Raw genomic sequence first — 17659 nt, forward strand, 5'->3', positions numbered from 1 at the left:
GAATCACGAAGCTGCAATTGCGCAAAGCCCTCCTTGTGGGAGAGGGCATGTAGGACAGCGCGACAAGCTTGGTTGGGTGAGGGGTCTGTCTCGACGAACGCAACTCGCGGAGAGATACCCCTCACCCAACCGCATACCTGGATGGACCGGCGATGCCCTCTCCCACAAGGGGAGAGGGCGCTGTATTTGGCAGCGCCCTCGGCGGTCTCATGAGTAGAACATCACCGTACAGGATCAGGTCGTTATCACACCGCCTCGTCCGCGATGCCATTGCGCAGCAGCCCGATCTTGTCGATCTCCACCTCCACCACATCTCCCGGCTTCATCCACAGCGGGGGTGTGCGGCGGGAGCCGACGCCGCCAGGGGTGCCGGTGGCGATGACGTCGCCGGGCTCGAGGCGGGTGAAGGAGGAGCAGTATTCGATCTGGCGCGGGATATCGAAGATCATCTGGCTGATCGTCGCTTCCTGCACCACCTCGCCGTTGAGCCGCGTCTGCAGCTTGAGCGGGCCGAGATCGTCGATCTCGTCTGATGTCACCAGCCACGGACCGAATGCACCGGTGTCAGGGAAATTCTTGCCCGGCGTGAACTGATGCGTGTGGCGCTGGAAGTCGCGCACGCTGCCCTCGTTGTAGCAGGCGTAGCCTGCGATGTGCTGGAACGCCTCACTGCGCGGGATGTAGCGGCCAGGCTTGCCGATGACGATGGCGAGCTCGCCCTCGAAATCGAGATCGGTGGAGACGCGCGGGCGGATGATGTTGCTGAGATGCCCCGTCTGGCTGTTGGCGAAGCGGCCGAACACCGTGGGGTTTTCGACCTCGGAGCGGCCGGTCTCCTTGCGATGGGTCTCGTAGTTGAGGCCGATGCAGAGGATCTTGTCGGGGTTCGGAATCACCGGCAGAAAGGTGATGGCCGAGAGCGCATGCCGCTGCGCGCCGCTCGCCGCGGCCGCGGCCTGCTTCAGCGCATCGGCGGCGATCGCCGACTTCAAATCGGGAAAGCGGTCGCGCAAGATGGCGCCGAGATCGGCGATTTCATCGCCTTCGACCAGTCCCCAGGACGTGACGTTGTTGATTTTAAAGCTCGCGAATTTCATGGGATGTCCTCTGGTCAGGTCGAGACCGCCGCGACGGCGGAGGGGGAGGTTGGTTCCTGCGCCGTCCGCGCGAAGCGCGCGATCGTGCGCTCCGGGAAGATCAGGGCGAAGGCGGAGATGGCTCCGACGATAAGGACGCCGGCGGTGAAGGTCATGGCATGGGCATAGCCGAGCGGCGCGTTGCCGCCGGCCTCGCCGACGATCCATCCGGTGAGTGCATTCGAGATCAGCGCGGACGCGGCGTTGCCCGAATAGATCACGACGATCAGGCGGCCGCGCTGCACGGCCGGCGCGATGGCGCCGAGCGCGACGGGGCCGAAGATCGTGGTGAGGCTGGGGGCTGCGAAAGCAATCGCGACGCAGGCGAGCTGTAGCGGGCCTGACGTGACGATGCTGAGCAGCAGCGCGCAGCCGGCGGCGAGCAGCGCCAGCCCCGAGGCATGGCCGAGGCAGGCGCGCAGGCTGAAGCCCTTCCGCTGCAACAATTGCGTCAGCCAGGAGCCGCCGAGCAGCAGAGGCGACTGGAACAGATAGATGCCCGAAATGATCCAGCCGACCTCGACCTGCTTGTAGCCGAGCCCTAGCTGCAGGAAGGGCGGCAACCAGGTCGCGGACATGCCGACGATCCAGTACGACGCGGTCGACATGATGATGACGCCGATCACGGTCGCATCGCCCCACAGCACGCGCGTCGGCAGCGCCTTGTCCTTCGCCACGACTGCCGGTGCCTGCGCGGAGTAGGGGCCTTCACCGCCGACGAAGAACCAGCCGACCATCCAGGCCAGACCGAGCAGACCGCAGAACAGGAAGCCGGTACGCCAGCCATAGTTGACGATCACATAGGTCAGGATCGGCCCGCCAGCCAAAAGACCGACGCTGATGCCTTGCAGCACGACGGCGCTCGGCACGCTGCGCTTGTCCGCGGGAAACCAGTTGTAGCAGGCGTGCAGCGCAGTCGGCAGGCCGGGCCCTTCACCGGCGCCGAGAATGATGCGGCAGATCACCAGCACCGCGACCGAGCTGGAGAAAAAGATCGGCAGCTGCGTCGCCGACCAGATCCCGGCCATGATCAGCAGCAGCCATTTCACCGGAAAGCGGCCGACCACGAACATGCCGACCGCCATGCCCGACAGCGAGAACAGCAGGAAGAAGCTGCTGCCGATCAGGCCGAAATCCTTCGGGCTCAAGCCGAGCTCCTTCATCATCGGCACGGCCGACAGGCCGAACACCAGCTTGTCGAAGAAGTTCAAGGTCTGGAACAGGAACAGCATGATGAGGACAGCGATGGCGCGTCCTCCCGCCGATCCCGTTGTGGCTCCCGTCGATGTCGTCATGGCGCTTCCCCGTGTGATTGATTGTTTTGTGATTAGTGCAGTCGGTCGTTCAGCTCGCTCAGCAATGCCGCGAGCTCAGGCGCGTCCTTGGCGACGCCGTAGACGTAGTGGTCGGGCCGCACCAGCGCGGCTCTGCAGCCGTGGCGCTCGAACCAGCGCGCGACCACGCCGCTCTCTTCGTGCAGGCCGCTGCCGCCGACGATGATTGTCGTGATGTCGGCAGGTGCGGTCGCGCTGTCGATCGGCGCCGTGCCGTCGAGCACGAGACGCCAGCCAGTGCCAGTGATCGTGTCGAGCAACGCCCGTCCGCCATCGCGCAAGATCCACGGCTGCGGGAACAGCGTGCCGTTGGCGGCACTCGGCTTCGAGGCCAGTAATCCCGTCGTCAGCGGCGGCACGATCTCCTGACGGGTGATGGTGCGCGGTGAACCGCCGCCTTCGGCGAGGATCCGCGCGTCGCGCGCTGCGGCAGCGACCGGTTCCTGCTCGCAGATCACCCGGCCGATCGCCTTGATGCGCGTGGTGAGCTCGCGCACATGCGTGCTGCGCTCGGTCTCGTAGCTGTCGAGCAGCGTGTCCTGTGACTCTGCCCGCAGCACGCGGATGAGCTTCCAACTGAGGTTCGCCGCGTCGCGCAGGCCCTGGCACATGCCCTGGCCGATGAAGGGCGGCTGCTGATGCGCGGCATCGCCGGCGAGCAGCACGCGTCCCTGCCGCCAGCGGCTCGCCACCAGCGCGTGGAAGCGATAGCTCGCCGCGCGCCACAGCTCGCCATCATCAGGAGAGAGCCAGGGCGAGAGCAACTGCCAGACCTGCTCCGGCTGCTCCATCACATGGCGGTCCTCGCCGGGACGGAGCATGATCTCGAAACGGCGGTGGTTGCCGGGGCCGATGATGTAGGTGGTGGGACGCGCCGGATTGCAGAACTGAGCGGCCGTCTTCGGCAGCTTGCCGGCGCCGTTGTCGTTGACTCGGAGATCGACCACCAGCCAGGGCTCGTCGAAGTCGAGATCGTCGAAGTGGATGCCGAGCTTCTGGCGGACCGTGCTGGAGGCGCCATCACAGGCGATCACGTAGTCGGCGGTCACCTCCCGCGCCCTGCCATCCTCGTGCGTGAGGACGACGGTCGCCGCCTGCGCATCCTGCCGGACGTCCACCAGCGTGGTGCCGAGCTCGACAGTGACCGACGGACAGCGCGCGACGCGGTCGCGCATCACCTGCTCGACCGGCGGCTGGGTGAACACCATGCTCGGCGTGTAGCCGAGAGGGTAGGGCTCGCCGACCATGTCGATGCGTCGGATCAACTGTCCCTGGGCGCCGAAATGCTCCGAGGCCGGGAACGGCGCAACGTAGCGGCTGACCTCACCGGCGATGCCGAGATTGTCGAACAGCCGCATGATCTCGTGATCGAGCGCGATCGCGCGCGGCTTGTCGTAGATGTCGCGGGCGCGGTCGATCGCGAGTGTTGAAATGCCTTCGCGGCCGAGCAGGCCCGCGATGACGGCCCCGGTCGGACCGAAGCCGATGATGATGACCTGATAATGGTCTGCTGACATGAGGAAGCTCGTAGCTGAGAGGATCAGGCGGCGAAGCCGACCGCGAGCTGCGCGGCCTTGACGTGATCGGCCTTGGGCGGCGCGATGCCCCATTGATCGGTACGGCCGGGCGGCCAGACCCAATGGTCGGGCCCGCGCACGACGTAGTCGTCGTCGACCTGCAGCACCTCGGCGGTGTATTCGATGACGGTGCCGACGGGATCGATGAAATAGGCGAACACGTTGTCGCCGGGCCCATGGCGTCCGACGCCCCAGGCGATCGGATAGCCGGCGTCGATCATGCGGCCGGCGCCGCGCATCACGCCTTCCCAGGTCGGCATCAGGAAGGCGACGTGGTTGAGGCCGTCGAGCTTGGCGCTGGCGATGACCACGGCATGGTGGTCGGAATTGCAGCGGACGAAGGCCATCGCTGCCGAGCGATCGGTCAGCTTGAAGCCGAGCGCCTTCTCGTAGAACGCGGCGGTGCGGTCGACATCTCTGCTGTTGAGATTGACGTGGGCGAGGCGCTCCGGAAGCTCCGGCCGCGAGGGTTTGGCCTCGTGTCTGGCGTCGCCGTGCACGAAGCGCAGCACGCAGCCTTCCGGGCTGCGCAGGCTCATGATCACGCCGCCATCTGGCGCCGCGTTCGGCGCAGGCGCGGCGATCAGCGTTGCACCCTCGCGGATGGCGTTGCGTGAGACCGCGTCGAAATCGGTCGCCTCGGCCAGGCGGAAGGTCACCGCCTTCAGCTCTGTGCGCTCGCTCCGATGCAGCGCGACGACGTGATGATCGCTCCCTGTGGCGCGCAGGTAGACCACGCCATCGGCCATCGCCACGCGCTCGAGTCCCCAGACCTCGCGATAGAACGCCTCGCAACGTCCGAGATCGGGCGTGCCGAGGTCGACGCTGCGCAGAGCCGTGACCGGAAACCGGGTCATGGACGTGTCCTCCCGCGCGATCACCTTGGAGGTGCGCGCTATCTTTCTTGTGCCATGGCCGGTGATCCGGCTCGATCTTCTTTATTACATAAAAAATAGAAATCAAACAGAATTTATAAATTTTATGTTCTGAGGCAAAGCTCTATATTTGGTAGCGGAATCGGAGGAGATCGAACGTGGATGCGGTGGTGGAGGCCGAGGGGCAGGGCCCGTCGACCCAGGCAAGCCATGTGTATGACCGGCTGCGCGAGGACCTGCTGTCCGGGCGGCTGGCGCCGTCGCGCAAGCTGCAGATGCGCTTCCTGACCGAGACCTATCAGACCGGGCAGACGCCGCTGCGCGAGGCGCTGAACCGCCTCACGGCCGACGGGCTGGTCGAGGTCCGCGAGCAGCGCGGCTTCTACGTCAAGGACATCAGCCGCGCCGAGCTCGCCGAGCTCACCAAGACACGCTGCTGGGTCGAGGCGCTGGCGCTGCGCGAGTCGATGAAGGCGGCGACGCCGCAATGGGAGGAGCAGCTGGTACTGGCGCAGCACCGGCTCAGCCGCGCGCCGCGCTCGCTCAGCGCTACCACCTTCGAGGACAATCCGGAGTGGGAGCGGCTGCACCGCATCTATCACCGCGTCCTGATCGCAAACTGCGGCTCGCAATCGCTCGTCGCGTTCTGCGGCCAGCTCGCCGACCAGCTCTATCGCTACCGCCGGCTCTCGATCCGCAAGGCGTTTCCGTCGCGCGCGGTCGGCGACGAGCACGCCGCAATCGTGCAGGCGGTGCTGAACGCCGATGTCGAGGGCGCCGTCGCGCTTCTCACCGCGCACTATCAACGCACGGCCGACGTGATCCTTCAGGACGAGACGATTTTCCCGGAGCTGCGCGTCACTGGGCGGGATTAGCGTGGCTTACATCGCCGCGGACAGGAAGAAGTCGACGCGGCCTTCGACATAGGCCTGGGCTTCCTTCTTCAGCGCGCGCATATCCTCGCCGAGCAGGGCGCGGAACAGCATCGAGAAGACGACGAGATCGATGAAGATCTTCGCGGTCTCCTCGAGTTTGTCGGCAGCGAAGGCGCCCTTGCCGTAGAGACCTTCGGCGCGCGCCAGCTCGCCGATCACATGGCTGACATTGCGCGTGGCGCGCTCGCGTGCCGAGTCCTGGATCTCGAGCGTCAGCTCGGGAAAGCGCGGGTTCTCGGCGATCGCAGTGCGCATCAGGCCGATGGTCTCGCCGACGAAGGCGCGCTCGATCAGCGTCATGGCAAGGTTGACGAGGCGTGCACGGAAACTGCGGCCCTGCGGCACCAGGTTCTCATATTGCGTATTGTTCGCCGCCTGGCGGCAGATCACCGCCGCGAACAGCGCAGCCTTGCTGGGGAAGCGCGCGTAGATTGTCGGCTTGCCGGCGCGCGCGGTCTGCGCGATCTCGTCGACGCTCGCGCCCTCGAAGCCCTGCGTGAGGAATACCGTTTTGGCCGCATCCAGGATGCGCTCCTCGACCTCGCCGGCACGTTCGAGCGAGGGACGTCCGACCTTGCCGCGCGCCGTCTTGGAAGCAGCCATCCGTTCCGCCATCGCCTTCTGTCGTGCTCCTTGTGGGGGTCCGCCTGTTTGGCACAGCGGCCCGCATTGATCAATCAAGCGGGCCGCCGTTGGTTCGGTGCGTGGTGCGGAATAACGGCTTGCCTCGGGGGTCCCAAGACTCCAGACTGCGCAAAACCACCGGGGGAAACCATGCATCGGAAGTCTGGCTGGGCGCTGCTCGTCTTCGCCGCCTGCCTCGCGGCCACGCCGCTCGCTCACGCCGACACCATCGTCCTGAAATCGGAGCTGAACGCCGCCAACGAAGTGCCGCCGAATGCGAGCACGGCGTCCGGCACCGCGGAGGCGAGCTTCGATACCGCGACCAAGACGCTGACCTGGAAGATCACGTTTTCGGGTCTGAGCGGGCCGCCGATCGGGGCGCATTTCCACGGCCCCAGCGAGCCCGGCAAGACCGCCGGCATCGTGCTGCCGTTCAAGAGTCCGGAGCCGCCGATCACCGGCGCCGCCGCACTCACCGATGCGCAGGCCGCCGATCTCATCGCGGGCAAATGGTACGCCAACGTCCACACCCAGGCCAATCCGGGCGGAGAGATCCGCGGGCAGATGGTGAAGCAATAGAGCATGATCCGGAAAAGTGGAAACCGGTTTTCCGAAAAGATCATGCTCAAACAACGAGATAAGCTCATGATGCGTTTCCACGGAAACGCATCATGAGCGCGGCTAAGCCGCCAGCTCCGGCTTGGTCACGCGGCCCACCGCCGCGGCGCGACGCACGTCGAGAAACTGCTTGAAGCGGTCCAGCGACAGCGGCGCGGCGACCAGATAGCCCTGGCCTTCCTCGACGCCGCAGGCGAGCAGCGCGTCGACCTGTTCCTGGTGCTCGATTCCCTCGGCGACGACGGACATGTCGAGCTCGCGCGCCAGCGCCACCAGCATCTGCACCACCACGACCGCCGACTGATCGCGCGTGATCGCGTCGACGAAGAACTTGTCGATCTTCAGGATGCGGGCACCGAGCCGCTGGATGGTGGACAGTCCGCTATGGCCGATGCCGACGTCGTCGAGCGCGATGCGGAAGCCGAGATCGCTGAGCTCCTTCACCACCGTGGTCGCCTTGGTGAGGTCCGCGAGCTCCTCGCGCTCGGTGACCTCCAGCACGACCTGGCGCGTCGAGACGGAAGACGAGGCGACCACCTTGCGCAACTCGTCGATGAAGCCGTCGCCGAGCAGATGCCGCGGCGTGATGTTGACCGACATCTTGAACAGCTTGTCCTGCTTCATCTCCGGCTGCAGCTCGCGGAGCGCGGTCTTGAGGATCTGCCAGGTCAGCGTCTCGATGCGGCCGGTGCTCTCGGCGAGCGGGATGAAGCTCATCGGCTGCATCACCCGGCCATCCGGCCGCTCCCAGCGCGCCAGGATCTCGCAGCCGACGATGTCGCCGGTCTTCAGCCGGAAGGTCGGCTGCAGATAGGGCTTGAACTCATTGGCCGAGAGCCCGCGATCGAGTTCGGCGACTGGATCGACCGGCCGGTTCAAGTAGCTCGCCAGCAGCAGGCCGAACAATCCGCCGAGCACCCCGGCGGCGAGCATGGTCAACAGATAAGCCGTCTCCTGCCGCGCGCTCAGGCTCTGCGGTCGCACATGGATGGTGGCCTGTAGCGGATAGCGGTCGGACACGGTGGTGAAGGCGACCGACTGCGCCGACGGCTTGGCTGCGGCGCCGGGATGATAGAAGGCGACCTGCTCGCCATCGGGCAGGGTCAACGTGATGTCGCTCTCGCCGCGCAGGCCGACCGGCATGACGTCGAGCAGATTGCCGTCGATGCGCAGGATGGCCGCCAGCGACCTGGTCGCGTCGATGTCGCGCATCACGGCGAACGCCGCGCCGGTGAACTGCTCGACCTGGAACAGGCGCAACTCGCCGTCGGTGGATTTGAACATCTCCTCCTGCCGCGCCCAGCCCTTGTCGAATTCGAGCGTCTCGGGATAGGCCGAGCACAGCACCGAGCCATCACGATTGACGGTGCGGATGTCCTTGATGATCGTGCCTTGATAGACGTTCAGGCGCAGCGCCTGCAGCGCGATGGCGCTGCAATCCATCGGTCCCCTGGCGATCAGGCGATTGAGGATCGCGCCGGCGGAATCGATCGCGGCCTCGGAGCGGCGCAGCGCCACCTTGCTGAGTTCGCTGAGTTGCCGTGTCGTCTGGCCGCCGATCAGTGCGGTCACGGCGAGATCGGCGCCGGCCAGGAAGACGCCGACACAGGCGGCCACGGCTCCGACGCGAAGCATGTGTTTGCGCTGCAATGCCATCGTGTCGTGAACGTCCCCCGTATGACCACGGGGCATCGTTTCGCCGAAGCTTCAACTTTTCGTATATGCGCGTCATCATGCCCAGCGCCGCCGCCGAGCAGGTGCGGAAGACCCGAAAGCTGGTTAAGCAAATCTTAAAGCGCTCAGGCCGCCTTGTCCGGCGCTCCACCGGGCACGGCCGCGTCCGCGCGCTCCGCCGACAGCAGCATCAGGGCTGTGAGCGCCGACAGGCTGAGGCTCGCCGATACGATCAGCACGCCGCGGCCGAGCGCATCGATCAGCAGGCCGAACAGCAGCGGCGAGAAGGCCTGGCAGATCCGCGACGGTGCGCCGATCAGGCCGAGCCGATAGGCGTAATTGGCGGGACCGAAGATCGCGAGCGGCAAGGTGCCGCGCGCGATCGTCAGGATGCCGTTGCCGGAGCCGTGCAGCAGCGCGAAGGCCGCAGCGGCGCCGCCGCCGAACAGTCCGATGGTCAGGGCGCCGATCGGATGGGTGATGCAGGCGAGCCGCGCCGAGGCGAGCGGATGGAAGCGGCTGAGGAAGCCGGCCTCGAACACCCGGGCGGCGACCTGCGCCGGCCCGATCATCATGCCGGCGAACAGCGCCTGCGCCGGCGTCGCGCCGAACGCCTGCATCAGCCGCGGCAGATGCACCGCCATCGCCGCGGTCACGGTCCAGGCTGCGGCCATCGCGAAGGCGATCAGCACCATCGGGCGGTCGAGCGGGATGTTCGGCTTGGCGGTCTGCGCCTCACCTGCCGCCAACGCCGTCGCCCGCGGCAGCGACAAATTGAGCGGCAGGCCGATCAGGAGATGCGCGATCGCCCAGGCGAAGCAGGTCTCGCGCCAGCCGATCGTCGCGAGGCCCCAGGTGCTCAGCGGCCAGCCGACCGTGGAGGCAAAGCCTGCGATCAGCGTGATGCCGGTGATCGCGCCGCGCGCGTCCTTGCCATAGATGCGTCCGAGGGCGCCGAACGCGGCATCGTAGAGCCCGAGCCCCATGCCGACGCCGAGCCACAGCCACGCGATCGCCATCACCCACAGCGAATGCGACAGGCCGAGCAGCGCGAGCCCGATCGCCAGCACGATGTTGGAGGCGCACAGCACCTGCCGGCCGCCGACGCGGTCGATCTGACGACCGATGCGGGGTCCGAGCAGGCCGGAGATGATCAGCGAGGCTGAGAAGGCGGCGAAGAACCAGTTGTCGGAGATGCCGAGGTCGCGCGCGATCGGATCGGCGAGGATCGCCGGCAGGTAGTAGCTCGATCCCCAGGCCAGTGTCTGGGCGGTGCCGAGAGCGATGACCACGCCCAGCCGTCGTGCCTGCATTCCCATCGACCTCTCGTTCGCTCTGCCTCAGGAGCAGCCGCACCCGGTGCGCCCAGCCGCTTTGGCTTTGGCATCGTCGGCACAGCAACTGTCTACCTCTGCCGGCGCCGGTCCGCCACAGCAGCCGGGCAGGGCTGCAATGCTCGTTGCTCCGCCGCGGGTGCAGACGCCGGTCTCGGGCAGTTGCAGCTCGACACGCGCGGCGGCCTTCTTGTCGCCGGCGATATCGGCGGCGATCGAGCGCACCTGCTCGTAGCCGGTCATCATCAGGAAGGTCGGCGCGCGGCCGTAGCTCTTCATCCCCGCGAGATAGAGGCCCAGCTCGTCCGCCTGCGCCAGCTCGCGCGCGCCGTGCGGCCGCACGGTGCCGCAGGAATGCTCGTTCGGATCGATCAGCGGCGCCAGCGCCACCGGGGCTTCGATCGCCGGATCGAGCCGCAGCCGCAGCTCCGACAAGAACGACAGGTCGGGGCGGAAGCCGGTGGCGACGATCAGTTCGTCGGCGTGGATGCTGCGATCACCGCTCGTGATGATCCGCAGCTCTCCATTGTCATCGGCGATGCGGCTCACGTGACACCCGCTCTCGACCTGGATGCGGCCCGAGCGCACCAGCGCGGCGAACGCCATCCCGAGCTCGCCGCGTGCGGCGAGCTGGTCGGCGCTGCCGCCGCCAAACGACTTGGCGGGATCCTCAGCACGCAGCAGCCAGATCGCCTGTGTGCCCGGGGCCTCCTCCGCGAGGTCAGCAAGGTCCATCAGTGTGCCGAGCGCCGAATGGCCGCCGCCGAGCACGGCTGTGGTCTTGCCGGCATAGCGGCTGCGCTGCGCCCCGCGGACGTCGGGCATGCCATAGGCGATGCGCGCCTGTTGCTCGTGCTCGCCAAACGCGGGCAGGCCGTTGCCGCCGGCCGGATTGGGCGAGAACCAGGTGCCGGAGACATCGATCACGGCATCGGACTGCATCGCGGCGTCGCCCTTGCCGTTGCGATAACGGATCTCGAACGGCGCTGCGGCGCGGCCCTTCGACTTGGCTTTGTCGAAACCTGTACGGCTGATCGCGGTGACGCGGTGCGAGGTCCGGACGATGTCGCGCAGCGCGGTGCGTGTCGCCAGCGGCGCCAGATAGCTCTCGATCAGCTCGCGGCCGGTCGGATAGACCTCGGGATCCGGCGTATTCCAACCGATGCCGGCGAGCAGCCGTGCCGCCGCCATATCGACATTGTACTTCCACGGCGAGAACAGCTGGACATGCTGCCACTGCCGCACGGCGTGCGCGGCCTCGGGACCGGCTTCCAGTACGACCGGGTTCAATCCGCGCTCCAGCGCGTGGGCAGCCGCGGCGAGCCCGACCGGGCCCGCGCCGATGATGGCGATCGTCTTGGATTCCGTCATACTCACCTCCCATATTTCTAGAATGATAGAATTATCCGACAAATCGTCAGGCGGCCGTGCTCGCGGCGCCGCAGCCGCGCTCCTCGGCGCAGCATTCGGAGACGAGGAAGCCGAGCAGGCTCCGCATCACGTCGTATTCCGCATGACAGACCAGGGTGGTGCCCTCGCGCAGCTGCGAGATCAGCCCGACAGCGACCAGCGTCTTGACGTGATGCGACAAAGTGGAGGCCGGGATCTTCAGCCGCTCCTGCAGCTTGCCCACGGGCATGCCGGCATGTCCGGCGCGCACCAGGGCGCGGTAAATCTTCAGGCGCGTGGTGTTGCCGAGGGCTTCCAGGCGTGCGGCGGCGTCGTCGAGCTTCATGATGGCGAGGATGGAACGGATGACGCGGCGAGTCAAACGATATTTCTAGAATGTTAGAAATAACAGGATGAGCAGCATTGTCCGCGTTCAGCCGCGTCGTCGTTCCATTATTTCAGCCGGTAGCCGGCATGGCAGCCGACGCAGGCCGCCATGGTTTCGCCCAGCGCTTTCAGTGCCGGCTTGAGATCGCCCGTCACGCCCGCGTCTTGTGCCGCAATGGCGAAGCGGCTCGCGGCCTTGTGCATGGCCGTTCCGGCGTCCTGCATGCCCTGCGGCATGAATTTGGCCACCTCGGCCGCGCCGTGCAGTCGCAGCGAGGTCATGCCGAGGCGCTGCTCGGCGATGCCGCCGGCCTGGTCCGTCTCGCCGGCCGCGAGGGCGTCGTTGATCTCTTGCAGCGCCAGCAGATGGTCGCGCATGTTGGCCAGCGTGTGCTCGGTCATTTCCGGCGGAAAGGCCACCCGTTCGCGCGCGTCGGCCTTTGGTGGGCCGTCGCTGCCGTGGCCGTGATGGCCGTGATGCTGCGCGCTGGCGACGCCGGCGGCAGCAACGAATGCCAGTGTCGTGATGGCAAGGCGCAGGCGCATGAGGTCTGTCCTCCGATCGGTCGTCGCGCGCTGGAGTCGACCGGGCGGCCTGCCTGGGCCTATGATCCTGATCATATGCCTTCGATCGACCATCTCGCGCCTGGCGGCCCGTCACAGCGCCTGCCACAGCCGGATTGGCGCGTCCTTGCACGGCTGTCGCCGCTGCTGGCCGCACTGCCGGCAGCCGCGCGGCTGCGCACGCGGCGCATCGACCTCCCGCGCCATGGCAGCCTGTTCTGCCGGGGTGATCAGCCGCGGGCGATGTTCTTCGTGCTGGATGGAGAGGTGAGGCTGCTGCGCCGCTCGCGTGTCGGCGACGATGTCATCCTGCAGCGCGCGCAACGGGGCTTTCTGGCCGAGGCCAGCCTCGACCAGCCGGCCTATCATTGCGATGCCGTGGCCGCCCAGGATTCGACCGTGCTCGCGATCGAGCGCCAGGCCTTCGCGGACGCGCTGCGCCGGCCGGACATGCGAGACAAATGGAGCGACCACCTTGCGCGCGAGCTGCGCCGGGTCCGCGCACAGTCGGAGCGGCTCAGCCTCAAGAGCGCGCGCGAGCGGATCGTGCATTTCATCGAAACGGAGGGCGAGGGCGGCGCGATCGCGCTCGGCCGGTCGAAGAAGGATTGGGCCGCCGAACTCGGCATCACCCATGAAGCGCTCTATCGCGCGCTGGCGCGGATGCAGAAATCCGGCGAACTCACCGTGCGCGACACCCATCTGCGTTTGTGCTGAGGCCGCGGACGAGGCCGCAACCTGCGCCACGCCAACACCATCCTTGACGTCAGTCTTATATATCGATAATTCTGGATATATGGAAAGCGAGCGAGCCGTCCTGGCCCTGGCTGCGCTTGCGCAGGCGACGCGGCTGCAGGCCTTCCGGATCCTGGTGCAGCACGAGCCTGAGGGCCTGCCGGCCGGCGAGCTCGCACGCCTGCTCGAAGTGCCGCAGAACACATTGTCATCGCACCTCTCGGTGCTGGCCCGCGCCGGCCTAGTCAGCTCGATCAGGCACAGCCGCTCAATCGTCTACCGGGCGGATCTCATGGCGTTTCAGGAGGTCGCGCTGTTCCTGGTGAGGGATTGCTGCGGTGGCCGGCCCGAGGTCTGCGCGCCCCTCATCGCAAGTCTCACGCCCTGTTGTCCGCCGACGCGGAAGGAGAAGAGCCGTGCCTGATCGCATCTACGGGACACGGCTGCGCGAGAGCGGGGCAGGCGAGGGCGCAATCTCGTTCCGCGGCGACGTGGCCTGATCCCATGACGAATTTCGAGCGCTATCTAACCATCTGGGTTCTGCTGTGTATCGCCGTCGGCATCGCTCTCGGCCACCTGATGCCCGGCGTCTTCGCCGCCGTCGCCGCAGCCGAGATCGCCCGGGTCAATCTGCCGGTCGCGGCCCTGATCTGGCTGATGATCATCCCGATGCTGCTGAAGATCGACTTCGCCGCGCTCGGCGGGGTCAAGCAGCATTGGCGCGGCATCGGCGTCACCCTGCTGGTGAACTGGGCGATCAAGCCGTTCTCGATGGCGCTGCTCGGCAGCCTGTTCATCGGCCATGTGTTCGCGCCGATGTTGCCGGCAGGTCAGCTGTCGTCCTACATCGCCGGCCTGATCCTGCTTGCGGCGGCCCCGTGCACGGCCATGGTGTTCGTATGGTCCAACCTCTGCGAGGGCGAGCCGCACTACACGCTGAGCCAGGTCGCGCTCAATGACGTCATCATGGTGTTTCTGTTTGCGCCGCTGGTCGGACTGCTGCTCGGCGTCGCCTCGATCTCGGTGCCCTGGACGACGCTGCTGCTGTCGGTGCTGCTCTATATCGTGGCGCCGGTGATCGTCTCGCAGCTCTGGCGTCGGGCGTTGCTGCGCCTCGAGGCTGACGCCTTCGAGCGGACGTTGCGCGTGTTGCAGCCGGTCTCCCTGATGGCGCTGCTGGCCACGCTGGTGCTGCTGTTCGGGTTTCAGGGCGAGCAGATCCTCAAGCAGCCGGTCGTCATTGCGATCCTCGCCGTACCGATCCTGATCCAGGTCTATCTGAATGCAGGCATCGCCTACTGGCTGAGCCGACGGCTCGGCGTCGCCTGGTGCGTCGCTGCGCCCGCAGCGCTGATCGGCGCCAGCAACTTCTTCGAGCTTGCCGTGGCCGCCGCCATCAGCCTGTTCGGGCTCGAGTCGGGCGCGGCGCTGGCGACCGTCGTCGGCGTGCTCGTCGAAGTGCCGGTGATGCTGTCGGTCGTGCGGATCGTCAAGGCGAGCCGGGATTGGTACGAGGCGGGGCTGGCCGCCTAGACCGCCGTCAGCGCCGCGGCTCGTCCTGATCGTCGTCGTCGCCTTCGCGCTCGCGGCGGGCAGGCTCGTAGCTCAGCATCCGGTCATCGTCGTGGACGTGCACGGCTGGGAGACGAATGACGGCGACGGGGGCGCGGCTCACCGGCACGAGCTCCGGGCCCTGGCTGGCATGCGCCACCGCGATAATCCCACCGACTCCCGCCAGCATCACGGCCAATGTCAACGTCCTACGCATACCCACACTCTCCGAGCTCATTCTTGCCCCGCTCTCCGTCGGGGACGTGTGGCAGTCTGTTGCATCGGCGCTGACGACAACCTGTCGTGCCGCGTCAGCGATTTGTCAGCTTGTCTCGGGCAGGATGGCGCATAAGCGCGAGTCTCGACATCCGCATCGATCTCAGGCGCAATTTGGACATCGCAAGCCCACACTAAAATCCACACGGCCTTCTTAGCATTTGCGAATGCTCCGCAATCTACAATCGGCCGGCGAAGCGCCGAGCCCCGGAAAGATCATGCATTTGCCTCAAATCGGACGGTTCATGCGCATCACGACACTGGCGATGCTGATCTCGACGGCGGCATCGGCGGCGACCGACGCCCGCGAGGACGATCGTGAGCGCCGCGATGCGGTGCGTCATGCAGTGGAAGCGGGCGATGTTCTGCCGCTATCGCAGATCCTGCCGCGCGTGCGCGGCCGGATCGCGGGTGACGTGACGGGCATCGACATCGAGCGCCAGCGCGGCCGCTGGCGCTATGAGTTTCGGATGATCGGCCGCGACGGCCGCGTGCGCGAGGTCTATGTCGATGCGCGCAGCGGGGAGATCGAGCGGGTCGAGGAAAAATAGATGCGTGTGCTGCTGGTCGAGGATGATCCGCGGCTGTCGTCCGATCTGTCGCGGACGCTGCAGGCGGCGGGGTATCTGGTCGAGACCTCCGGCGATGGCGAGCAGGCCTGGTTTCTCGGCGATACCGAGGATTATGGCGCCGTCATCCTCGATCTCGGCCTGCCCGGCATGGACGGCCTGTCGGTGCTGAAGCGCTGGCGCGGTGCGGGCCGGCACATGCCGGTGCTGATCCTGACGGCGCGCGCGAGCTGGGCCGAGCGCGTCGACGGCATCGACGCCGGCGCCGACGACTATCTGCCGAAGCCGTTTCGCAATGAGGAGCTGCTGGCGCGGCTGCGCGCCATTGTCAGGCGGTCGTCGGGCCACGCCGCGCCGGTGCTGTCGTCGGGCGACCTCACGCTCGACGAGCGGCAGATGAAGGTCAGCCTGTCCGGGGTGCCGATCGCGCTGTCGCAGCTGGAATACCGGCTGATCGCCTATCTGCTGCGCCAGAGCGGGCGCGTCGTGCCGCAGCACGAGCTCGAGGAGAACGTCTACGGCCTCGGCCATGATCACGACTCCAACGCGCTCGAAGTGCTGATCCGCCGCGTGCGCAAGAAGCTCGGCGCCGACATCATCGAGACCCGGCGCGGCTTCGGCTACATGATCCCGGAGACGGCCGAATGAGGCTCGGCTCGCTGCGGCTGCGGCTGGTGGCGGCGGGCACCATCGCGCTGCTGGTCGCACTCGGCGTCGCCGGCGCCGGCATGGTCGTGCTGTTCAAGCGCCATGTCGCGCGGACGCTCGCCTCCGATCTCGATGTGCATCTGCGCCAACTGCTGAACGGGCTCGAGGTCGATGCCGACGGCCGCATCATGGTGGCGCGGCCGCCGGCCGATCCGCGCTTCACCGTGCCGCTGTCAGGCCTTTACTGGCAGATCTCCGACGATCACGGCCAGCTCCTGCGCTCGCGCTCTTTGTGGGACACGATCCTGCCGCTGCCGATCGACGAGCCCGGCCCGAGCGACGTGCATCAGCACGAGCTGACCGGACCGGTCGGGGCGCGCGTGCTGGTCGCCGAGCGCGGCATCGTGATGAATCCGGGCAGCCAGATCCGCGTCCGCGCGGCCGTTGCCTATGATCTCGACGGCGCCACCAGCGCGGTGCGCGCCTTCGCCAAGGATCTGTCGATTGCGCTCGCCGTGCTCGCCATCATCCTGGCGATCGGCACCACCGTGCAGGTCAGTCTTGGCCTGCGTCCGCTGGCGGTGCTGCGCCGTCGGGTCGCCGAGATTCGCAGCGGTCAGCGCCAGCATTTGCCGGTCGAAGTGCCGACCGAGGTGGCGCCGCTGGTCGAGGAGGTCAACGCGCTGCTCGATGCGCAGAGCCGCGAGATCCTGCGCTCGCGCAGCCGCGCGGCCGATCTCGCTCACGGCTTCAAAACGCCGCTCGCGGCGCTCACCGCCGATGCCGCGCGGCTGAAGGAGCTCGGCCAGTTGGAGCTGGCGCGCAATGTCGAGGACGTCGCCGAGGCGATGAGCCGCCAGGTCGATCGCGAGCTTGCGCTGGCGCGGCTGCGCGGCAAGGCGCGCGGCGGGCCGGAGGCCGCGACCGAGCTGGCGCCGCTGGTGGACGCGCTGCTCGGTACGCTCGCGCGCACGCCCGCCGCCGCCCATGTCAGCTTCGATGGCGAGGTGCCCGCGGGCTTGCGGGTGGCGATGGACCGCACCGATCTCGCCGAGGTGCTCGGCAATCTCCTGGAGAACGCCGCGCGCCACGCCACGGGCACGGTCCGCATCACCGCAAGCGCTGCTCCTGTCATCGTCACCGTCGAGGATGACGGTCCGGGCATTCCCGACGCAAAGATCGGCCGCGTGCTCGAGCGCGGCGGCCGCCTCGACGAGCAGGGCCCAGGCAGCGGCCTCGGGCTTGCGATCGTGCAGGATGTGCTCGAGGCCTATGGCTGGCGTTTGCAGATCGGCCGCTCCGCGCTCGGCGGCGCGAAGATCACGATCGCACCGGCGCTGATCGCGGCGCTCCGCGGCAGTGAAGCGCCGGCGCGTGCGCCTGAGACGCCGCGTTCCATCCTGACAGCGGGCTGACAGTCGGCGTCAGCCGCG

Annotated in this window: 19 protein-coding genes; 8 read left to right on the forward strand and 11 right to left on the reverse strand. The window is 67.2% G+C overall.

Annotated features, from left to right (window positions below):
* Positions 1–245: 245 nt before the first annotated feature.
* From BRAD285_RS09220 to BRAD285_RS09235, 4 genes are read right to left on the reverse strand one after another with little or no spacing between them, the layout of a single operon-like run.
* Positions 246–1097, reverse strand: a complete 852-nt coding sequence (locus tag BRAD285_RS09220) for a fumarylacetoacetate hydrolase family protein (protein ID WP_006609797.1) — start codon at positions 1095–1097, stop codon at positions 246–248.
* 14 nt (positions 1098–1111) lie between these two features.
* Positions 1112–2431: an MFS transporter gene (locus BRAD285_RS09225; protein ID WP_006609798.1), complete on the reverse strand. Its 1320-nt coding sequence runs from the start codon at positions 2429–2431 to the stop codon at positions 1112–1114.
* Between the two features lie 32 nt (positions 2432–2463).
* Positions 2464–3987, reverse strand: a complete 1524-nt coding sequence (locus tag BRAD285_RS09230; protein ID WP_006609799.1) for a bifunctional 3-(3-hydroxy-phenyl)propionate/3-hydroxycinnamic acid hydroxylase — start codon at positions 3985–3987, stop codon at positions 2464–2466.
* Positions 3988–4010: 23 nt separating this feature from the next.
* Positions 4011–4904 (reverse strand): VOC family protein, encoded by an 894-nt coding sequence (locus tag BRAD285_RS09235; protein WP_006609800.1) that lies wholly within the window; start codon positions 4902–4904, stop codon positions 4011–4013.
* Positions 4905–5080: 176 nt separating this feature from the next.
* Here BRAD285_RS09235 and BRAD285_RS09240 point away from each other — a divergent pair, with 176 nt between their 5' ends.
* Positions 5081–5797, forward strand: coding sequence for a GntR family transcriptional regulator (locus BRAD285_RS09240; protein ID WP_006609801.1), 717 nt, complete (start codon positions 5081–5083; stop codon positions 5795–5797).
* A 6-nt stretch (positions 5798–5803) separates the two neighbouring features.
* On the opposite strand, the gene BRAD285_RS09245 is transcribed toward BRAD285_RS09240, so the two are convergent.
* Complete coding sequence (locus BRAD285_RS09245; protein ID WP_006609802.1) at positions 5804–6460, reverse strand: TetR/AcrR family transcriptional regulator; 657 nt, start codon at positions 6458–6460, stop codon at positions 5804–5806.
* 171 nt (positions 6461–6631) lie between these two features.
* On the opposite strand from BRAD285_RS09245, the gene BRAD285_RS09250 reads away from it, so the two are divergent.
* A complete protein-coding gene (locus BRAD285_RS09250) occupies positions 6632–7060 on the forward strand; it encodes a CHRD domain-containing protein (RefSeq protein WP_006609803.1) in 429 nt (142 codons plus the stop codon).
* Between the two features lie 102 nt (positions 7061–7162).
* Here BRAD285_RS09250 and BRAD285_RS09255 read toward each other — a convergent pair whose 3' ends face one another.
* From BRAD285_RS09255 to BRAD285_RS09275, 5 genes are all read right to left on the reverse strand, one after another.
* The gene (locus BRAD285_RS09255) at positions 7163–8734 is read right to left on the reverse strand and encodes an EAL domain-containing protein (protein WP_244422046.1); all 1572 of its coding nucleotides are present in this window, start codon (positions 8732–8734) and stop codon (positions 7163–7165) included.
* A gap of 164 nt (positions 8735–8898) precedes the next feature.
* On the reverse strand, positions 8899–10086 hold the full coding sequence (locus BRAD285_RS09260; RefSeq protein WP_006609805.1) for an MFS transporter: 1188 nt from the start codon (positions 10084–10086) through the stop codon (positions 8899–8901).
* Between the two features lie 27 nt (positions 10087–10113).
* The gene (locus BRAD285_RS09265) at positions 10114–11478 is read right to left on the reverse strand and encodes an NAD(P)-binding domain-containing protein (protein WP_006609806.1); all 1365 of its coding nucleotides are present in this window, start codon (positions 11476–11478) and stop codon (positions 10114–10116) included.
* Positions 11479–11524: 46 nt separating this feature from the next.
* Positions 11525–11842: a helix-turn-helix transcriptional regulator gene (locus tag BRAD285_RS09270; RefSeq protein ID WP_006609807.1), complete on the reverse strand. Its 318-nt coding sequence runs from the start codon at positions 11840–11842 to the stop codon at positions 11525–11527.
* Positions 11843–11949: 107 nt separating this feature from the next.
* Complete coding sequence (locus tag BRAD285_RS09275; protein WP_006609808.1) at positions 11950–12429, reverse strand: hypothetical protein; 480 nt, start codon at positions 12427–12429, stop codon at positions 11950–11952.
* A 75-nt stretch (positions 12430–12504) separates the two neighbouring features.
* Between BRAD285_RS09275 and BRAD285_RS09280 the strand changes: the two genes are divergently transcribed.
* The 3 genes from BRAD285_RS09280 (at position 12505) to arsB (ending at position 14715) form a co-directional block, all read left to right on the forward strand.
* On the forward strand, positions 12505–13164 hold the full coding sequence (locus tag BRAD285_RS09280) for a Crp/Fnr family transcriptional regulator (RefSeq protein ID WP_006609809.1): 660 nt from the start codon (positions 12505–12507) through the stop codon (positions 13162–13164).
* A gap of 79 nt (positions 13165–13243) precedes the next feature.
* Positions 13244–13606 carry a helix-turn-helix transcriptional regulator gene (locus BRAD285_RS09285; RefSeq protein ID WP_035644732.1) on the forward strand — a complete coding sequence of 121 codons (363 nt, stop codon included), beginning with the start codon at positions 13244–13246 and terminating at the stop codon, positions 13604–13606.
* A gap of 80 nt (positions 13607–13686) precedes the next feature.
* Entirely contained in the window at positions 13687–14715 is a 1029-nt protein-coding gene (gene arsB, locus BRAD285_RS09290; protein ID WP_006609811.1) for an ACR3 family arsenite efflux transporter, read from the forward strand.
* A gap of 7 nt (positions 14716–14722) precedes the next feature.
* Here the strand turns inward: arsB and BRAD285_RS09295 are convergent, their stop codons facing one another.
* A complete protein-coding gene (locus BRAD285_RS09295; RefSeq protein ID WP_244422048.1) occupies positions 14723–14950 on the reverse strand; it encodes a hypothetical protein in 228 nt (75 codons plus the stop codon).
* 304 nt (positions 14951–15254) lie between these two features.
* On the opposite strand from BRAD285_RS09295, the gene BRAD285_RS09300 reads away from it, so the two are divergent.
* From BRAD285_RS09300 to BRAD285_RS09310, 3 genes are read left to right on the forward strand one after another with little or no spacing between them, the layout of a single operon-like run.
* The gene (locus BRAD285_RS09300) at positions 15255–15560 is read left to right on the forward strand and encodes a PepSY domain-containing protein (RefSeq protein ID WP_006609813.1); all 306 of its coding nucleotides are present in this window, start codon (positions 15255–15257) and stop codon (positions 15558–15560) included.
* Positions 15561–16226 carry a response regulator transcription factor gene (locus tag BRAD285_RS09305; protein ID WP_006609814.1) on the forward strand — a complete coding sequence of 222 codons (666 nt, stop codon included), beginning with the start codon at positions 15561–15563 and terminating at the stop codon, positions 16224–16226. It abuts the gene before it with no gap.
* Positions 16223–17641, forward strand: a complete 1419-nt coding sequence (locus BRAD285_RS09310) for a sensor histidine kinase (protein WP_006609815.1) — start codon at positions 16223–16225, stop codon at positions 17639–17641. The genes BRAD285_RS09305 and BRAD285_RS09310 overlap by 4 nt, the downstream gene beginning before the upstream one ends.
* The last annotated feature ends 18 nt before the right edge of the window (positions 17642–17659 follow it).

Source organism: Bradyrhizobium sp. ORS 285 (assembly GCF_900176205.1).
GTDB lineage: Bacteria > Pseudomonadota > Alphaproteobacteria > Rhizobiales > Xanthobacteraceae > Bradyrhizobium.